Raw genomic sequence first — 20,048 nt, 5'->3', positions numbered from 1 at the left:
TATGTAATTAGTAGGAGAATGCTTAGACAATGGAAACGAAATAGACTTCGAAAATTTTACAATTGAAACTTCTCTTTAATCATTTCCGCTACTTCTTTTGCACTCAAATACGTGTTATTAATTTTTATATACTCTTCTTTTTCAATTTCACCATGAAGAGAGTTTAATCTATGCTTTTTCATCGTCTCTTTCAAATTATTTTGAGACCACTCAATATCTCTTTTTTTCGGTTTATGTTCTAATCTATTCGGACTTTTATTCCGTTCTAATCTTTCATCTAATTCCGCTTCCAGCTCTATAAAATACACTGTCCCACCTTTTGATTCAAAAATACTTTCTACATAATGTATATAATCCCAATCCGATTGGAGGTCAAATGCCCATATATACGTAAAAATCATTCCAGATAAATCACTTTTAGATACTTCTTCAAATATTTCATTACGAAATAAACTTACTAGCCTTTTTGCTTCTGTCGTACTGTAATCAAAAATTGGACTTACTAAATCAATTGTCATGTGGTTATGAAAAAGTTTTAAACCGGTTAATGTTGCTAATTCTTGACCCACTGTCATTTTCCCAACTGCTTGTGGGCCAAATATTAATATAAGTTTCATTTATTTCCCTCCGATCTTTCTCTATAAACAATTACATAAAATTAAAAATAAGGCAGCCGATTTTTAATCGATTGCCTTATTTTTTTATTCATAGTATTAGTTCTATTCTTTTCGCACAGCTTCAAAAGTAAACATTTGATTTGCATTTGACGGTTCGTTTTTATAAGCATATTCAGCAGAGCAAGTAATATTAGAGAAACCTATACTTTCTAACAGAAGTTTAAACTCTTCTATTCCATACCAACGTACCGCAAAGCGTTGTAGTTCTGTTTGTACTAACTGTCCTTTACTCCACTTTTCATATTTCAAATATGATACAGTAACTTGGTTCAGCCAATCTATTTCAATTGATTTATTTTCTAATGTGATTCCGTCTCCGCTCGGCAAAGAAAAAGTCGATATATGAATTTCCCCAGTCTTCCAGTCATACGGAAGCATAATATCTACGATTAATCGGCCGCCTGGATTAAGATGTTCATAAAAATATTTCAATGCGTTTATAGAATCGACACGATTTTCAATTAAACAAAAAGATCCAGTAGGAATGATAATTGCCTCATATTTATGCGGAAGTGATAATTGTTGCAAGCTTCCTTCATATAAATTAGGATGTAAGCCTCTCTCTTTACAGCGCTTACGGCAAGAATCTAGCATTTCAGGTGAATAATCTATCCCATCTACTGTAAAACCAGCCTCTAGAAGTGGAATGATGACACGCCCTGAACCTACTGCAGCTTCGAGGATTCTTCCTCTACAATCTTTTAAACGTTCTTTGTAATACTCAATATCACCATTCAAAGAATAACCGACTGGTTTTGTGTAATCATACAGTTCCGTACAAAGTGTACTATAAAAACTAAACATTTATTTTCTCCTCCGTTTTTACGTACGGAAGATTTCAATTCAACTAATCTTCCTGTACCTCGAATTTTAATGAGATTTTGAAAGAGCTGACTGTCATAATATATCACTCACTTTCCATAGAATATAATGATATTGTATTACATAACCTTCCAATTTGAAATATAAAAATTAAAAATTCAGACTGTAAATTAAAGAGCTTACTTTAGTAAGCTCTTTAGAAAAAATATTTATTTCACAATCGGCAATGTCACTTCACTTAATTTCACTGTAAGTTTCGTTCCAGCTTTCGGTCTAATTGTATAATCATAATCACTTGCAATTAAAACAACTCCGATTTGATGCCCCACTTTAAATACATAATCATCTGGCTGCATGTCCCATGTAAATGTATAATCTTTGCCCGGTTGAATCGCCGTTGAATTTTCTATACTCTTTAAGTTTTGTGGATCCATCCAGCCTCTCGTTACGATTTCCGGCTTCGCTCCTCCATAGTCAACAAGTAATGCTGTTAAATTTGATACAGATTGATCAATATTTCCTGTAATTGAAATCTTTGGTATACCACTTATACGCGTATCTTTTTGCAGTACAGGCATTGTATATACTAATCGATTGGCTACTTCTAATTCTGGGTTTGCTACTAATTGATTTGATTTTATTTGTGCATCATCTACGAATGAGAAAACTTTATTAACCGATCCCATACTTAGTCGCAAATTGACTGATTTATTACTTAAATACATACGGATTTTTGAAGGTACAGCCGCTGGATCTGGCCAATTTTTTATCTTTTGCCACGATTTATTTTCTCTTTGCACATCAACCATTGGTTCATCCATAATTCCATTTTCAATTCCGTACAACCAATAATCTAACCATTTATTTTGTGTTTGCTGCCAGTTATTACTTGATGTCCCACCATGAACACCTTGGTGTAGCCACATTTTACGAGGTACATCATTTTCTCCAAGAGCATCCCACCATTGTGCGAACTGTTTCGTTTTAACATTCCAATCGTTTAAACCATGAACAACAAATACACTCGCTTTTACATTTTTAGCATCTTTTACATAATTTCTTTTATCCCAAAAATCGTTATAATTACCCGTTTTCCGATCTTGTCCAGCAGTAAGTTCTGTCATTATCGGACCACAAACTTCTGGATTCTTTCTTGTCAGTACTGCTTCTGCCATATTATCTGTATCTTCTCCTTGATATCCGCCTGGAGCAATGACTGCACCATTTGCACGATAATAATCATACCAACTACTAATTGCTGCGATTGGAATAATTGTTTTTAAACCTTCAACTCCAGTAGTCGCAACAGCATTTGGTAATGTACCATTATAAGAAACGCCAGTCATACCTACATTTCCTGTAGACCAATTTGCCTGAACTTCCTCACCCTGTTCTGTAAATGCTTTCGCGCGACCGTTTACCCAATCAATAACAGACTTTGTACCGAGTATTTCTTGTTCATCTCCAGTTGTAGGGCATCCATCTGATTTTCCAGTACCGATACTTTCGCCTAGAATAACTGCATAACCTCTTGGCACGTAATAGTTCCCATACGAACCAAGATTAACTGCTCCATACGGTTTTCCTTCATACGCATACAATTCTTCATCTACATTATATACAGGAACATCTTTTAATCCAGATCGATATGGACTCATTTCATAAATAACAGGAACCTTCACATTCGGATCTGTCTTTGGACGCATAACTTTTATCGATACTCTGTCTTTCTTACCGTCGCGATCACTATCAACTTCTGTCTCTACATATAAATTTTCGATAATAGCTTCATCGAGAGAATAAATCGGCTTTGTCATCCCATTTTCTAATTCAATTTTCGTATTTTTAGTCTCTTCCTTCTTCTCTGCATGCACATCCATAGTAAAGCTAGGTATAATTGTTGCAGATAGCATTGCTGACAGTGTAATTGCCATTTTCTTTTTACTCAAAATGTTCCCTCCCCTTATTCGTTCTCTTTTACTATATAAAAAATAACTGAAAATTCAGTTTTATTTTTATGTAAAAGTTGAGAAACTCAAAGATTTCTTATTAAGTAAAATTTAATGCAGGTGTGAAAGTATTTTCCCACTCCCCCCTTCTTTATAAAGTGAAACTGTAATCAGCACTCACCAATCGGGCATTTACGAGCAGCAGGGCCCCCGCCTAACTTCTTTGCTTCCGCTAAATTTTGAGATGGGGGTCTTACTGCCCGGCAAATAGCGGGATAAATAGAGGAAAAGACAACCGATATTTCTATCGATTGTCTTACATTCCATTTATTATTTTTCTAACTCTTTAAAGGTATCTTTCAAGTCTTTATCAGATACCTTTATATCTGCATTTTTAAGCAGATCTCTAGTAACTTGTTGATGGAATTGAGGATCTTGTATACGTTGCTGTTCTAATTCTTTACGAATATTCTCTTTCTCTTCCTCATACGGTTTAAGCTCTTTTTTATCCGTTAACTTAATAATATGATATCCGAAGGAAGATTTAACAGGTTCACTCAATTGACCAACTTCTAACTTATATGCAGCATCCTCAAATTCTTTCACCATCATACCTGGTCCAAATTCAGATAGTTCTCCACCTTTCTCTTTAGAACCTGGATCCTCTGAATATTGTTTAGCCAATGCCGCGAAATCTTCGCCACTATTTAATTTTTCTTTAATTTCTTTTGCTGTCTTTTCATCTTTCACTAAAATATGGCTAACTTGAAGCTTTGGCTTATAGTGATCTTTAAAATCTTTTTCCGTTACGGTTGCTTTAATAGCTTTTTCAAAAGCGAAAGTAAGCTTTAATTTCTCTTTCAACTGATCTTCATTTTTCACACCATTAGATTCCATATATGTATTAAAATTATCGCCCATCTTGTCTTTTAATTCTTTTAGTTGTTTCGTTACCTCTTCATCCGTAACTTTATATTTATCATCTAATACTTTCTCTACTACCATTTCAGATAAATTCTGTTTACCGTAGTTTTCTTTTAATTTTTTGTTAAAATCACTTTCTGAAATGCTTCCTGATTTTGTAGTTACAATAGTATCTGATGAACCACATGCGGATAAAGATAACGTCATCCCCATTAAAATGCTACCTATTACTAATTTCTTTCTTTTCAAATCCGAATACCTCACTTCATTAAATTCAAATGTAACTATGTAAATGTAACGTTTCCCTGTGAACTTCACGTGAATTTAATGAAAGTAGAACATTTGCTAATTCTCCATTTAATACATCAATTTTGAAAATTATGGTGATTCATCCTGTATCGCTAACCTCTAAAGCTGCAAAAAGGACTAATATTTTCATTAATCCTTTTTCACATTTATATAAAATTGAATTTCTCCATCTATAGAGGAAACTCCATATTCAAAACCATGTCTTTCTAAAATACTTTTCACTATCGCTAGTCCTAATCCTGTACCTGATTTTTCTTTACTACGAGAAAATTCTAGTACGTAAAAAGGCTCCCAAATTTTATCGATATCTTTAATTTTTTCCGTATGAATGCCATTTTTTATTTGAAAATATATACTTTTATTTCTATCTTCTAAAGTAATTATTATGTTTTGATTTGCTGAATATTTTATTGCATTAGAAATTAAATTTTGAAATACCATTCTCATTTTATTTAAATCTGCATAAACGATTGTATCGCTCGTATTACAGTTTACTTGCAAGTTAATTTCTTTCGAATCCAGTTCAATCTGATGCTTATCTAATATACTCTGGACCAGTGGTTCAATAGGGAATTCTTCTTTTTGTAAAATATCTCTTTCTAGTTTAGAAAATCGTAATAGTTCTTCAATTAAGTTTGATATTTGATCTGTTTGTTTAATAATTGTATCTACGTAAGTCCCATCATCTAGTCCATCTTTAATCCCCATAGAGTATGCTTTTACTAATGCGATCGGTGTCTTTAATTCATGCGTCACATCACCCATAAATCGTTTTAAATGTTCATTACGATCAGTTAAATCTTGATGTGCTTCATGTAGTTTTTCGCTCATGATATTAATACTATTGGCCAACTCTCCTATTTCATCATTCGTTTTCACTTTCGTTCTTTTAAACTGCAAATGTGAAATATCCTGAGCTACATCACTTAGCTCTTTCAGTGGCGTCGTTATTATTTTTGAAAGTATCCACACAAGTAAAATAATAAGAAGCAGCGAGAAACATACGATGTATAAGTAAAATGTATTTAACGTACTTATAATTTCATTTGAATTCGCAATAGAAGTCCCAATTAAAATTATCGTATCATCTTTCGCAATATATTTAGCAAAAAAACTCGCTTTTACCTTTCCTTGATCGTACAGTTTATTCGATTGCCCTTCCGTCTTCACTTTCATGACTTCGTCTTTCGTAATCCAAAGCTTATTTAACGTCACTTTCTTTTTCGTAAGTTGCATGCGTAATGCTTCGTTCATAGCATCTTCTGACTGATTAATTGGCGTATACGCAATTGTAACGTTATTTTCACTTTCAATTGTATGAATAACATCCTCTATATTTTCCACTGTTGTATTTTGTATTTGTGTTGTAAATTTATTTAAGTTTTCACGTGTTTTATAAATATTATAGTTCGGTAAGAGATTGTTAATGAATAATAACGAAATCATAAAGATGAGAATAACAGTTGCAGAAATACTGAAAAATAACTTTTTTCCAAGTTTATTCACTTTGTTCCTCCAAACTATAGCCCAGCCCGCGATGCGTCTTAATAATATTTTCTCCAATTTTTTTACGCAGCCTTCTTACATGTGTATCAACAGTTCTCTCTTCTCCGAAATAGTCAAATCCCCATACAATATCTAGCAATTTTTTACGAGTTAAAATCGTTCCTTTATGATTTAAAAAGCATTTTATTAATTCGAGCTCTGTTTTTGTAATTTCTAACTCTATATCATTTTTATATACTTTATTTTTGGCGAAATTTATCTTTACATCTTGTACTTGAATAATATCATCATGCTGAATAAGCTTTTTCGCTCGTGTAATTAGTACTCCTGGATGAAATGGTTTTTTTACGTACTCATCTGCCCCACTTTGAAGCGCTGCTAATTCATCTTCGCTTTCACTTTTCGCCGTAAGCATTAACACTTTTACGCTTGAATTCTTTTTTATTTCCTGACAGACAGTAATACCACTATGTTTCGGCATCATCCAATCCAAAATTGCTAAATCAATTTTTTCATCATAAAACATTTGAAGTGCTTCCTCTCCGTCTTTCGCTAATAAAACTTCGAAGCCTTCTTTTTCAAAATAAGCTTTTAAAATTCTTAACATATCTTGTTCGTCATCTGCAATTAAAACTTTCATATTTTTTCCTCCATTGCTTTTAAACAAAAACCAATTGTATCATACAACATCTTTGTTACATGAATGTGACAGAAAAATATTTAAAGCTTTTGAGGGGATAGTAATGGTGAGATAATATGAAGTGACCTCCTAGATTATCAAGTCAGGGATTTTAACCCATAATAATGAATGAAAACATTATGAATGGGGTTATACCCTATGATAATAGGAGGCCACTATGGAAAATATAATATATATTGGGATGGATGTCCACAAGGAAAGTTTTAGCTTATGTGCACTACACGGAACAACTGGGGAAATTGTAAGAGAAGCACGATGTGCTTCAAATGTATCTCTCGTAAAAAAATTCGTTGAGAAACTGAAAACAAAATATGGTGAAGATATAAAAATTAAAGCTGGATATGAGGCTGGTTGTTTAGGGTATTCACTTCATAATCTTCTTGAACAAAATGGAATTGATTGTGATATTTTAGCTCCCACAACAATGTACAGTTCATCAAAAAACAAAATGGTGAAAAATGATAAATTCGATGCCAAAATGATTGCTCTTAATTTAGCAAATGGCACCTATAAAGAAGTATATGTTCCAGAAGAAGAGGATGTTGCCGTGAAAGAGTATATCCGCATGTTAGGTGATTTTAAAACATCTTTGAAAAAAATAAAACAACAGATAAAAGCATTCCTTTTAAGACATGGCTATGTGTATGAAGGGAAATCAAGCTGGACAATCGCTTATATGAAATGGTTAAAGAATCTTGATCTACAAGGATTATTCAAAGAAACGTTAGGCGAATACCTATTACAGTATGATGTTCTAGTCGATAAAATTGAGCGGTTCAGTTTGAGATTAGAAGAATTATCTCATCGTGAAAGGTACGAAGAACCAATCGCAAAGTTAAGATGCTTAAAAGGTATAGATACAACATCGGCAATGACTGTTCATGTGGAAATTGCAGACTTCACTCGTTTTCCCACGGCTAAAGCATTTATGGCTTATGTAGGATTGACGCCAAGCGAAAGCTCAAGTGGAGAGAAAATCAGTCGACGTTCGATTACAAAACAAGGAAATTCGACCGTTAGGTCTACTCTTGTAGAATGTGCAAATGCGTTGGTAAAAGGAGCAATCGGATTAAAATCGAAGCGAGTGAAAGCAAGACAAAAAGGGCAACGAAGCGAAGTGATTGCTTATGCGGATCAGGCTGTAGAAAGGTTACAAAGAAAATATTATCGCATGATATATCAAGGGAAGCCTAGAAATGTTGCCGTTACAGCTATCGCAAGAGAACTGGGGTGTTTTATATGGGGATTAGAAACAGGTAAAATTCACCGAAAATAAAGAGGGAAGGATATGAAGTTGATTGATTCATAGTTAGAAATCAAAGGTATCAATTGATGGCATAGATGAGCTTCAGAGATAGTGAATTACAGGTCTGGCTATCTATGACTCACCTCTTCTGGCATGGCTGAAATTCTGATAAACAAGCTATTTATTAGAATTTGAAAAGGTGTGATCCACGCAGTGAGATTATAAGAGCCTAACGACGAACCATTAACCTGAGGTAACCAATCCACGAATAACAGAGTGGTTAACTGTCGATAGATCTTATTTCTGAAGCTTTTGTATGCCATCAAGAAAAATATTATGGGTGAAAAACTATTGACAAAGGTCACTTCATAACAGGTGTTGTATTATGATAAAAAAAATCGGGGTCATTTCTCTTCTTTTATTTCTATTATCAACAAATGCGTTCGCAAAAACCAATCAACAAATTGAAGTATTTGATTGTCAAAAAGAAATGGTCATTCAAAAACAATCTTTAGATCCAGTAATCCAAAAAGAAGCAGTTCAATACGCTAAAGCAATAACCGGTCCATTTAAAAACTTAAATGTCGTTCCAAAAGATGGCTATATGATAAAAATCCCATTATCTAAGCCGGTTTCTATTACTAATCAATGGTTACACACTACAATAGACGAAGTACTTATACTGCTCCCACTAAATGAAAAGCCTTATATTATGCTTTATGATGATGAAAATAATCCGCATTTTTATTATGTAAAAGGTAAACCAGGATTATTATTGAAACAAATGAACGTTAAAACGTAATTGACTGAAAAGGAGTCACCTTATAAGCTAAATTTTAAAAGCTAAGGTGCTCTTTTTTATAATAACAATTTAGTAAATGAAATTATAAAAGTTGGTTTTTAATATAAGGATCGCAACTTCATATATCAGCGATTTTTAAGATATATCGATTTACCAACAAAAAACCTGTTCGTAGCTATTATTTGGATAGCAATCTCTATAATAGTTTGTAGTGACTCGATCCCTTATATAATCCCCCTTTTACAAATCCATTCGCAGTATAAAACACATCCCCTTGCTTCGTGTCAGTATGTAAAACAATCACTTCAAAATACTTTTCCGCATGACATAATAGTTGGTTTAATAATAAGTTCCCTAACCCTAAACGCCGATAATCCCTTGAAATATAAAATCTCCTTAACCGCCCAATCTTATTGTCTTTTGTGTACGGATCCTCATTTAAACCTCCAACTCCAATTAACATATCACCTTGAAAAATACCATATAAACATTCTCCAGTTTTATTGAATGTATTTATTTCGTTTTTATATTCACTTATTAGCCTTATAAGGAAATTAAAACCTTCTTCTTCACTGTCTTGAACGAGATGACTGAATTCATATCCCATTAATTTTTCTATTTGTTGAATATGTATATCTTTCAAGTCCATTCCCCCTAAGTACGAAAATATATAAAATGCTCGAGAATCATTTATTCTGAGCATTTTTATGGTTGTTACTTTATGTAATTTATAGCGTGCGTATTCTTCACTTCAGATAATATCCCCTTCAACTCCATTAAATCATCTATTACTATATCAGCCTGAGCAAGTTCATCTTCTTGCGCAAAATCAAAATTACATCCAATCGCAAGTAAACCGTTGTCTTTCGCTGCATTTATATCAGATAGCCTGTCACCAACTACCGCTGCCTCTTTTATATCATATTTGTTCATAATACTTTTAACTAAGTCACCTTTATTTAGCGATTGTATTTGTTCAATACTAAACGTTTCAGTCACCCACTTGTCTAAAGCATAATAAGTTACGATTGCTCGTAAATATTCAGTTAAACCATTACTAGCAATGTAAATTGAACAATTATTTTCTTTTATATATGTAAATATTTCTTTTACATTTGAATATAAAGCGCCTTTTCCGCTTTTTATGTTTTCAATTAGTCTATCTAAAAAATATGCATCTGTTTGTTCTCTTACTTCAATAGAATGGTCCGGTAATAAAGCTTCCCAAACTTGCGGTAACGGCACACCCATAATTTCTCTATATTTATTAATTGGTGTTACTGTATCCCATAGTTGTAGTGATCTTAAGTGATTGAAAGTATCATCTAACGATAATTCTAAAATTTTATCTGTTTGAAATAACGTTCCGTCCATATCAAAAATTAACGCTTGTAACATGTCATTCTCCCCTTTTGAACTATAAGTATTACTCGATATATTTTTCAGCATCTCAACGATAATTTCTGAACAATAATTTGCGGCAGTTTTCGCGAAATCATCATAAGAAACTTGAGCTTCATCATCTGCACTGTCAGAAATACATCTTATAACAAGAAACGGTATATCATTTATGTAGGCGACATGTCCAATTGCTGCTCCTTCCATTTCTGTACAATGAGGTGCGTATTCGTCTATTAATTTCGCCTTTAACTTTGAATCTTCAACAAAACATTCACCGCTGACGATTCTTCCTTCATGAACCCTAGTACGTAAACTACTACTATTACATGCTTTACGTGCTAACTCTACCAATTCCTTACTTGCGATAAATTCTTCCTTGAACGGAAATAAGTTTTTCATTTGATTTTTACTTACATCATGATGGGTTACGTTAGTTGAAATAACTAAATCGCCAACTTTTACATCTGGATGTAACCCACCAGCAACGCCTGTATTAATGATAGAGTCTACATCAAATTTATGAATTAATGTTTGTGCGCATGCAGCTGCATTTACTTTCCCTACACCAGAACGTGTAATAATTACTTCTATTCCCATGAATTCTCCAATATAAAAAGGCATTCCCGCTATTGTCTGTTCCTCTTGTATAACTAGTTTTTCTAAAAGTAAATCTATTTCAATTTGCATTGCTCCAATAATGCCGATTCTGTTCATGTATGTAGTCTCCTTTATTAATTAATCCCTTTAATCCTCTCAGACATAACCGACAATAAAAATTTCGGAAGTACAAGTTGTCTCTTTAACCTTTTCGGCTGTGAGAGTAACCTATACAGCCATTCAGTTCCGGTATCCCTCATCATTTTCGGTGCTCTTTTTACAGTACCAGATATTATATCAATCATGCCTCCGATACCAATAGATAGCGGAACGTTTAATGTTTGTATGTTTTCATAGATGAACTCTTCTTGTTTTGGTGAACCTAGTCCTACTAGTAGTAAATGCGGCTTGAATTGCTTAATTTTCATTTTTATTTCTTCTATTTCTTCACCATTTACAAATCCATGCTGTCCTTTAAACTGCGCTCCTGGGAACTGCTCATTTAATTTTTCTAATGCCTTTTTATTACTTTCTGGAGCGGCTCCAAAAAGAAAGACACGATATTCATTGTCGTTACAATATTTTATTAAATCGTGAGTTAAATCCGCTCCAGTAACACGTTCTTTCAAAGTTCCTTTTAATATTTTCGAGCCAATTATGACACCAATCCCATCCGCTGTTATTAAATCCGCAGATAGTAACATCTTTTTAAACTGCTTTGATTTTTCCGTATTTTCCTTTGCAGACATAACAATTTCAGGATTTGCAGTTACTACAAACCTTGGTTTCTCTTGTTGTTCATGTAGCCAACCTTTTAATAAACTTATAGCTTTTGCATATTCTAAAGTTGAAAAAGGTATACCTTTTATAAACTGCTGATCCACTATACTCTCCCCTTACATAAGCTGCAAATATTCATCAATATCTTTAGAAATTTGAATAAAAGCCTTATTCCAAAATTCATAATTTCTTATATCTATTTCAAAATATTTTTTCATAAGCTCCTCTACTGGAACCTTTCCTGTTTCTCGTAAAAACTCTTTATATTTCGAATGAAAAGTACCTTTACTTTCTTGAGCGATTTCTAATAAACTAAAACTTACTAAATATCCAAATGTGTATGGATAATTGTAAAAAGGAACATCTGCTATATAAAATTGAATATATTTCATCCATACAAACGGTTGGTATTCACTTAAAGCATTTCCATAAGCTGCTTTCTGTGCCATTATAGATAATTTCTCAATTTCATCAGCACTTAAAGGACCCTCTTTACATTTTTCATAAAATGTTTTTTCAAACTGATACGATGCTCGTATTGCCATTACATAATTAAAACTATTTCTTATTTTCCAGCTAAGTAATGACTTTTTCATATCTTTACTATCCGTTGTTTCAATTAGATAATTTAAGAGTACCGTTTCAAAGAAAATAGATGCTGATTCAGCCGTACTCATTGGCAAATTATCATCTAAAAAAGATATAGATTGTTCGAAACTCATATTATAAAAATGCCAAGCGTGTCCTAATTCATGAGCGAGCACTCTTACACTATCTATACTCCCATCATAGCGCATTGAAATTCGTGATTCTTTCTCACTGAAAAATGGAGCACAAAACCCACCTGGTGGTTTATTCTCTCTCGGTTCAGCATCTACCCATCCACTTTCTATCGCATTACGTGCAAATTCTGCTAATTCTTCATCAATATTCTTACATGCATCATAAACGTTTTGTACTGCTACTGAAAAAGGAATTATAACCTCATTACTTTCCTTTACTGTCATAAGTTCATGCCATGTAATTGACTCTTTTCCCTTCTTATACACGTTTAAAGCACTTACTAATTTATCAAGGTTTTCTTCTGTCGCATTCCACATTTGGAATAATACAGCTTCTGAAATGCCATTCGCATGAAAAGATTGTGTTAAAATCTCTCTATCTTCTATTTCATTACTCTTTGCATTACGCAATCTCCCTATTTGATTTAATACAGTAGCAAAGATTTCTTTTTCCTTATGTAAAGTACTTGTAAGTAACTCGAATACTTCTAATCTTTCCTTTTCATTTTCACTATTCATTGCAATATTATTTGCTTGTCCAAATGATAATTGTTTATTATTGTGCTCTATTTCTATCCTATCCCGTAATTGTATGTACATATCTTCCCACGCACTAAGTTCATTTTTTATAAACTTAATATTAATATTATCGGAAGTTTCTACTTCACTATGTTTTATTATTTGCTGTACTTCACTTTTTAGTTCCTTCACTTTCACATTCAATTTAGTAAGGTCAGATGAAACACTTTCTTCAACCCATTGACAATACAAATAGTATTCTGCTTTTTCAATAGCTTGTATAAGCTTTGAAAGAACCTCTACATCTTTTGTTACAAAATATTGCTCTTTCAACTCTAAAATCGGAAATAGAATATCCTCATTCAAATACAATCGATTTAAATCCCATCTAGCAATTTCTTGCATTTTTATAGCCGCCTCCTATTTTTACAAATAGTTACAGATATTTCTTCCTACACAATTATATATGAAATAAAAAAATTTCGATATCCTTAAATATTCAGATTTCTATAAATGCATTCTTATTTATATCTTTTCTTCTACCATAAAGTATCATTTCACATATAAAAAATACTCCCTCTACAGGATTGCATTTGATATAGGCTAACTTCAAAGGTTTCATCTTCATCCATACCATATCGACCGATTATCACAGATTAAAAAATAAAAAAGGATTGATCAAAAGATCAATCCTTTACTCTACTTCATTTAAGAAAAATAACGTTATAACGCCAGGACCTGTATGTGCACCGATTGCTGCACCAATTGTATTTACGATAAATACTTCACAGCCAAATCTTTCAGTAATTAATGCTTTTAACGCTTCAGCTGTTTCTAAGTCGTCACCGTGAGTCATAGCGATTGTTTGACCTTTAAGGTATTTTCCACGTTCTTCCATAATATCAACAATACGGCTTAATACTTTCTTTTTCCCTCGTACTTTTTCAAGTGGGACAAGTTTTCCTTCTTCCACGTTCAAAATCGGCTTAATGTTTAATAAACCACCGATAAATCCTGCTACTTTACTTAAGCGCCCGCCTCTAACAAGGTACTGTAAGTCAGCTACAGTGAAGATATGTTCCATATGGTTCATTAGAAAAGCGACACGTTTTAATATGTCTTCTTTTGATGCGCCGTTTTTTGCCATTTTAGCAGCTTCTAATACGACAAGCCCTTGACCAAGCGAAGCACATTTCGTATCAATAATTTCTAAATCTAAATCTGCATATGTTTCTTTTACTTCCTCTTTAATGACAACTGATGATTGATATGTACCAGACAGTTCAGATGAAAAAGCTAAATATATACAAGGATTACCTTCTTTTGCATAAGAAACAAATTTTTCTTGGAAAGTTTCAAGTGAAGGCAATGACGTTTTATAAACAGCGCCTTCTCTCATTTTTTGCAGTAATGTAACTGACTCTAATGTTACTCCATCTAAATACTCTGTTTCTACTTCATCATATACACGGAGTGGAATTAAATCAATATCATATGCTTGCAGCAATTCTACTGGTAAATCCGCCGCACTATCCGTAATGATTTTAACACCCATTTTTAAACCTCTATTCTGTTATAAATATAAAATAATAAAATAAAAATAGTACTTTTAAATTATATACGTAAAACTTAAATGAAGAAAGGAAAACACTTTATATTGTATGCACTATTCTTCAAAACTTGAACTATTAATGAAAATGGTTCTATTTTAAACACCTTTTTCTTATCATTTTTCAATAACACGAATAATTTTATAAGTATTTTGTATCATCATATTTTAATTCTTTATCTTAATATAATCTTTTCAAATTTATACTGTTTAAAATTTATACTGTTTAAAATTTAAAAGCCACATCCAATAAAGGAAATGGCTTTTAAATTTCCATAAAACAACCAAACTTTATTTCCCATCACATTGTTCTCATTATTATTTTGGCGATGTTAATGATTAATATTTATAGCCTGTACTATATTCACCTGTAAGAATCACTATATAAAAAAACAGGTTAAACATTTTATAAAATATTTAATTTTACTAGTAAAGCTAATAAAATTTGGAGAAGAATTTGAACATTTACTGCTATGTCTGTATCCGTAGTCGTAACTGTAACATTTCTAGAATTTCTAATAACAGTTTCTTGTTTATTAATTTGTTTAATAGATGATTTTTGAAACAATTCTTGTGCTACACGATCAGCTTTTTCACTATCTGCTATAGAAATACTTATTATAACCACAATAGCTGCTTGTAAAGCTGCTTGAATAGATAACGCAGCTTTTGTATCAGTAGTAGTAACTTCTACATCTGCTGAATCAACTATTGTAATAGATTCTTCAGAAATTTGATAAGTTTTACTTTCTTGCGCAGCTGCTTCTGAAACGCTAGCATTTTTAAAAGACGGATGAGGATTTGAAGAATCTAATGCACTCCACTTTTTATTTCCATCTGAATGACATGTTTTTTCCATAAGTTCACCCCCTTTCAATCTAAATAATTATTAACCTGTGATTGTATTTCAGAAATAATACTTTTAATTTGCTGCTTTTTTTCTGGCGATAAATTTTTTAGTTTTTCTTCATTTATCCCATGCCTATTAAAAATATCTGAGAGTAAAAGGTCTATAATTATATTCTTTTGATCTTTATCAAACTTAAAGGAAGAAAATTTATTTAAATCATCCATTTACAATGTTCACTCCTATCAGTTTTCTATAAAAATTTCAAATAACTACCAGCATTATATGTATTTAAATAACAATTGCTTGGACAAGTAACTTAATCTTCTATTTTCCCTTCTTTTTACTAATGAAATCAAAAGGCTGTCTTCTAATGCGAAGACAGCCTCCCGTTACTTAACATATATAAGTTTTAATTACTGTTAAATAATAAGTTCACCTTTGCTATTGTATAGTTATCCCCACTTACCTTCCCATCAATCTTGAATTTTAATTTAGTCATAATAAGAAGTCCAAGCTTGTACCACATATTACAACAAAAAAATATTTACTTTGAGTCAACCATTATAGCTAAATATAAATGGGATAGACACTTTATAAAATGTTTAGTTTAACTAGTAACGCTAATAAAATTTGAAGGAGAATTTGAATATTCACTGCAATATCTGTATCAGTAGTTGTTACGGTTACGTTTCTGGAATTTTTAATAAATGTTTTTTGTCTATTAATTTGTTTAATAGATGATTTTTGAAACAATTCTTGTGTTATTTTATCTGCCTTTTCACTATCTGCTATAGAAATACTTACTACAACCACAATAGCTGCTTGTAACGCAGCTTGGATGGATAGCGCAGCTTTTGTATCTGTAGTAGTAACTTGTACATCTGCTGAATCTACTATTTCAATATATTCCTCAGAAACTTGATCGATTTCATCTGTTTGTATAGCTTCTTCTAAAAAATTTGCATTTTTACTATATGAATAAGAATTTACTGATTCGGAATCCTGATTTATTGGCTCAGAAACCTGTTTTTTTGGTTCACAATCCTTTTTTATTGGCTCAGAATCCACTTTTTTTCGTTCAGAATCCCGATTTAATGGATCCCGGTTTTTCTTTCGTCTACAAACTTCACAATCACACATAAAATCACCCCTTTTAAACTAAAAAATTAGCAATATTAAAATATTGGCTAACTACTAGCATTTTATGTATTTTTTAATAATTTGTTTGGACAAGTAACTTGAATTTATATTTTACTTCTAATTCTTTTTTGTAATAACAAAAAATAGCCTTCTAACAAGAAGACAACCATCTTTTATTTCACATTTATATAAAAGACCCATACTTAAATACACTTAACTTCATATAATATTTTTAGAATGAGTAGTCGTTACTGAAGGGCACTTTTCGAAGTGCTCTTATCTTTAATCTCCCTCTTTTTCAGGAAGAGTTTTTTTACTAAATCCTAATATGATTTGTATCACTAAGGCTGGCGATTACCACATTTCCTTAATAGCTTCAATGAATACAGTAGCTACTAATTAAAATATCCCTATGATTTTCTCTACACTAAAAAAATCGTGCGTTATCGAACACATGAACTATTTTTTATTTTGACTATGTAACACTAAATTCACAACATTATTATCCTATATTTGGTGAAGCCTACATTTCAATGCCAGCAACCCCACACTTTTAACTAATAACTTAAACAAATGTGCTATCTCAAGGTTCCTTTGATATAGTATCTTATGTTCTATATAATGAAGAGAGCGCTAGTATTCGGAAGGAGCATGTATATGAGTATTCAACTAGCTACATCTAACGATTTAAAATGGATTAATAATCAATATGAATCAATAGGATTTGTACGAAGTGATTTAAAGAGAGATAAAGTTGCAATTATTACATATAACAACGAGTATGCAGGTGTTGGACGATTAGTCCAAATAGATGCAGATACTATAGAAATGGGCGGGATTTTTATTCTCCCTAAATTTAGAGGGCTACAATTAGCTGGTGAGCTTGTTTCATTTTTAGTAGAAACTGTAAAAAAATCACAAATACAAGATGTATATTGTCTTCCTTTTGAGGAATTAGAAAACTTTTATAAGAAATATGGCTATACTGAAGTCGATACTACGAAAGAAGCAGTCCATCCAATTATTCTAAAAAAATATAATTGGTGTTTGGAGAACTACGATAAACACGTTCTACTATTTAAATTGTAAATATAATAAAAAGTATATTCTCAATCGTTTTTCTATCAGTACTCCTAATCGGAGCCTAAGGATTAATCAAAGATATTTTATCTCTCCTTTTATAAATGGCTGATTAAAACTCAATGTTCCGTCAATACTATAGGTAACATGATTGTATTTCTCCATTCTCCCTTGGAGAGGAGCAGTTAGCTTTTGCTAGCTGCTCTTTTATTTTTTCAAAAAGTCACATAAATATCTTTAATTCCAAACATTCAAAAGATAAAATGTGATAAGATTGTTATGAAGATATTTACCAACTAATAAATACGCCCTAGACTTACGTACTAGGGCGTATTTATTTTTTAGTATGTAATTTCCTTCACTCATCTATTATCCACAAAATAAGTATCATACGCTTTATCAAAAACATATCCTAACTTTTCTGCTAGGTTAGCAGATGTAGTATTCGCTGCGTCCCAGTTTGGATACTTTCCATTTTCTAAGCAATCCAATATAAGAGCTGCACTAACTACAGTTGCCAAGCCTTTTCTTCTATAATTGTGATCAGTCGCAACTTCAATTTCAATTCCATCATTATAAATACTATACGAGGATGCACCACATACAACTTCTCCGTTATATAAAATGCTATAACCTATACCACGGTTTATATAATCTTCTACCGACTGAAATTGACTTATAAAATCTTCAGAGATTTTATGTAATGTAGGGCTATTTGCGATATGCTCATCTATTCTTTTTAACTCATATCCTTTTGGAAGTATTGATATAAAAGACTGTAATTTTGAACGATTAAAACCTTCTGAATTTCGTTTGAACTTATAGCGTAAAAACTTATCTATTTTTCTTTCATGGAATGTTTCTAAGCGTTGTTTCCACTCTTCACTATTTACGATAACTAGAATTCTTTCAGGAATGTTACGTAATAACTCTTCTGTTTCTTGCACATTTGGGTCTCCAGCGTAAAATGTGAAAATTCCTACCGTAACTTGTGCTACTGTTGGATTTTCAAGATCATTTACCCAAGCAGTCCCCATATGCCCTTGTAAATAAGAAAGTAAAATAACGTTATTGAAATCATCAAACATAGAAACTAGTTTTTTTCTTGTATGTATATTCGCTTCATGTATCATTTACATTCCCGCCTTCTATAAAATCAATCTTATTCTAAATCTTTTAGAATAAACTTATATAATTTTTCAATCAACCATTTACCATATAAGAAAACACCTATTAAACTAAATTTTTATATAATTATAAATCATTCACAAATATAAAATTATTATAACATCTAATAAAAAAAGAGTATCTCACTTTTTAAACTTTAGAATATACATCGTGTATGTATAAACCCTCAACATAATGTATGAGGATTTATCAAAAAATGCGTTATAACTCCTTCTTAGAAATAAAAGATTCCATTTCACCATTTTTATATACTTTAGTCAATTTAACAACTGACTTGTACGTGTTAACGTCATCCTTTATCATTTTTTTCAGCTCTTCTATTTCGATATTACCAGTTCCACTCTCTACCTTTAAACAATTTGAAATGTTTAAGTATCCACTAGATGCGAAAAGAATAACGAATGTAATATCAGGAAAATTAATGAACAGCATTCCAAACTTCAAAGGGTTCGCAGCAGTATCCGATAAAACTAATCGAAAATCTAACAGTTCAGGTACTTGAACAAAATCCTTAGAAACAATCGCTTCACCTACAATTGCAAATTGCTTTACTACATTCCCAAGTTCATCTGTAAATTCAGTACATATAGGTGCATCAATTGTTTTCGCTTGTAAAGATAAATTTAATTCTGGATTATGAAAATCAAAAAAGATTGTACTCCCCTCTGTTAAACATTGCGGGCACACATTTCCTAGCAAGCTAAAGTCCTCTTCAATATATTTAACTTTCGATTTGCAACTACAAACTTTTCCTATTCGGATTACATCAATTTTTGAGCAATCTACAAAAATAACCTCACTGTCTTCTTGTACGAATGATACAATCCCTTTCATCGCATTAAATGAAAGAAAATAAGATACAACGATTTCGTTTCCTACTATTACAATACTTTCAACTTTAGTATACGGTTCTAGACTTTGTAAAAATTCACATATACTATTTTGGCAACACCCACAATCACGTTTCGGCTCACAATCCACTTACACTCCATCCCTTCTCTATATAGAATAGCTAATACATATATATGAAAGGAAAACAAAAAAGCTTGGACAATATAACTTTAACGTAGGAATATCGTTATCTATTCATAACATTAGTACGGGAATTACACCAATAATGAGTAATAACACATAATTTTTACTATAAATACATATAACAATTTCATC

Annotated in this window: 19 protein-coding genes; 3 read left to right on the top strand and 16 right to left on the bottom strand. The window is 31.9% G+C overall.

Annotated elements, in window-relative coordinates; all coding sequences use genetic code 11:
* Positions 1–56: 56 nt before the first annotated feature.
* From MHI28_RS02530 to MHI28_RS02505, 6 genes are all read right to left on the bottom strand, one after another.
* Positions 57–617 (bottom strand): AAA family ATPase, encoded by a 561-nt coding sequence (locus MHI28_RS02530; protein ID WP_000767068.1) that lies wholly within the window; start codon positions 615–617, stop codon positions 57–59.
* A gap of 102 nt (positions 618–719) precedes the next feature.
* A complete protein-coding gene (locus MHI28_RS02525; RefSeq protein WP_000490919.1) occupies positions 720–1,481 on the bottom strand; it encodes a class I SAM-dependent methyltransferase in 762 nt (253 codons plus the stop codon).
* A gap of 227 nt (positions 1,482–1,708) precedes the next feature.
* Complete coding sequence (locus MHI28_RS02520; protein ID WP_086413177.1) at positions 1,709–3,448, bottom strand: Xaa-Pro dipeptidyl-peptidase; 1,740 nt, start codon at positions 3,446–3,448, stop codon at positions 1,709–1,711.
* A gap of 330 nt (positions 3,449–3,778) precedes the next feature.
* On the bottom strand, positions 3,779–4,621 hold the full coding sequence (locus MHI28_RS02515; protein WP_002162768.1) for a peptidylprolyl isomerase PrsA: 843 nt from the start codon (positions 4,619–4,621) through the stop codon (positions 3,779–3,781).
* A gap of 189 nt (positions 4,622–4,810) precedes the next feature.
* Entirely contained in the window at positions 4,811–6,187 is a 1,377-nt protein-coding gene (locus tag MHI28_RS02510) for a sensor histidine kinase (RefSeq protein ID WP_001037226.1), read from the bottom strand.
* Positions 6,180–6,827, bottom strand: a complete 648-nt coding sequence (locus MHI28_RS02505) for a response regulator transcription factor (RefSeq protein WP_000865984.1) — start codon at positions 6,825–6,827, stop codon at positions 6,180–6,182. The genes MHI28_RS02510 and MHI28_RS02505 overlap by 8 nt, the downstream gene beginning before the upstream one ends.
* A 217-nt stretch (positions 6,828–7,044) precedes the next feature.
* Between MHI28_RS02505 and MHI28_RS02500 the strand changes: the two genes are divergently transcribed.
* Together MHI28_RS02500 and MHI28_RS02495 are read left to right on the top strand one after the other, a co-directional pair.
* Positions 7,045–8,163 (top strand): IS110 family transposase, encoded by a 1,119-nt coding sequence (locus MHI28_RS02500; protein ID WP_277548338.1) that lies wholly within the window; start codon positions 7,045–7,047, stop codon positions 8,161–8,163.
* A 355-nt stretch (positions 8,164–8,518) separates the two neighbouring features.
* On the top strand, positions 8,519–8,935 hold the full coding sequence (locus MHI28_RS02495) for a hypothetical protein (protein WP_000591758.1): 417 nt from the start codon (positions 8,519–8,521) through the stop codon (positions 8,933–8,935).
* A 196-nt stretch (positions 8,936–9,131) separates the two neighbouring features.
* On the opposite strand, the gene MHI28_RS02490 is transcribed toward MHI28_RS02495, so the two are convergent.
* From MHI28_RS02490 to MHI28_RS02455, 8 genes are all read right to left on the bottom strand, one after another.
* The gene (locus MHI28_RS02490; RefSeq protein WP_000651675.1) at positions 9,132–9,578 is read right to left on the bottom strand and encodes a GNAT family N-acetyltransferase; all 447 of its coding nucleotides are present in this window, start codon (positions 9,576–9,578) and stop codon (positions 9,132–9,134) included.
* A 71-nt stretch (positions 9,579–9,649) separates the two neighbouring features.
* The gene (locus MHI28_RS02485; protein ID WP_001079712.1) at positions 9,650–11,050 is read right to left on the bottom strand and encodes a 5'-methylthioadenosine/adenosylhomocysteine nucleosidase; all 1,401 of its coding nucleotides are present in this window, start codon (positions 11,048–11,050) and stop codon (positions 9,650–9,652) included.
* Positions 11,051–11,067: 17 nt separating this feature from the next.
* Positions 11,068–11,817 carry a WecB/TagA/CpsF family glycosyltransferase gene (locus tag MHI28_RS02480; RefSeq protein WP_000372659.1) on the bottom strand — a complete coding sequence of 250 codons (750 nt, stop codon included), beginning with the start codon at positions 11,815–11,817 and terminating at the stop codon, positions 11,068–11,070.
* Positions 11,818–11,829: 12 nt separating this feature from the next.
* Positions 11,830–13,419 (bottom strand): M3 family metallopeptidase, encoded by a 1,590-nt coding sequence (locus tag MHI28_RS02475; RefSeq protein WP_001155364.1) that lies wholly within the window; start codon positions 13,417–13,419, stop codon positions 11,830–11,832.
* A gap of 289 nt (positions 13,420–13,708) precedes the next feature.
* Positions 13,709–14,569, bottom strand: coding sequence for a DegV family protein (locus tag MHI28_RS02470; protein WP_000538298.1), 861 nt, complete (start codon positions 14,567–14,569; stop codon positions 13,709–13,711).
* Between the two features lie 460 nt (positions 14,570–15,029).
* The gene (locus MHI28_RS02465) at positions 15,030–15,482 is read right to left on the bottom strand and encodes a spore coat protein (RefSeq protein ID WP_000415813.1); all 453 of its coding nucleotides are present in this window, start codon (positions 15,480–15,482) and stop codon (positions 15,030–15,032) included.
* A gap of 14 nt (positions 15,483–15,496) precedes the next feature.
* Positions 15,497–15,697, bottom strand: coding sequence for a spore coat protein (locus tag MHI28_RS02460; protein ID WP_000342252.1), 201 nt, complete (start codon positions 15,695–15,697; stop codon positions 15,497–15,499).
* 367 nt (positions 15,698–16,064) lie between these two features.
* Positions 16,065–16,613: a spore coat protein gene (locus tag MHI28_RS02455; protein ID WP_000332789.1), complete on the bottom strand. Its 549-nt coding sequence runs from the start codon at positions 16,611–16,613 to the stop codon at positions 16,065–16,067.
* A gap of 657 nt (positions 16,614–17,270) precedes the next feature.
* On the opposite strand from MHI28_RS02455, the gene MHI28_RS02450 reads away from it, so the two are divergent.
* Positions 17,271–17,702 (top strand): GNAT family N-acetyltransferase, encoded by a 432-nt coding sequence (locus tag MHI28_RS02450; RefSeq protein ID WP_000027164.1) that lies wholly within the window; start codon positions 17,271–17,273, stop codon positions 17,700–17,702.
* Between the two features lie 353 nt (positions 17,703–18,055).
* Here the strand turns inward: MHI28_RS02450 and MHI28_RS02445 are convergent, their stop codons facing one another.
* Both MHI28_RS02445 and MHI28_RS02440 read right to left on the bottom strand, forming a co-directional pair.
* Entirely contained in the window at positions 18,056–18,826 is a 771-nt protein-coding gene (locus MHI28_RS02445; protein ID WP_000581063.1) for a GNAT family N-acetyltransferase, read from the bottom strand.
* 256 nt (positions 18,827–19,082) lie between these two features.
* Entirely contained in the window at positions 19,083–19,862 is a 780-nt protein-coding gene (locus MHI28_RS02440; protein WP_000340384.1) for a BC_2878 family exosporium-associated protein, read from the bottom strand.
* Positions 19,863–20,048 lie beyond the last annotated feature (186 nt).

The organism is Bacillus sp. FSL K6-0268 (assembly GCF_038005425.1).
Classification (GTDB): Bacteria; Bacillota; Bacilli; order Bacillales; family Bacillaceae_G; genus Bacillus_A; species Bacillus_A thuringiensis_S.
This window is presented reverse-complemented; position numbering and strand designations above follow the sequence as displayed.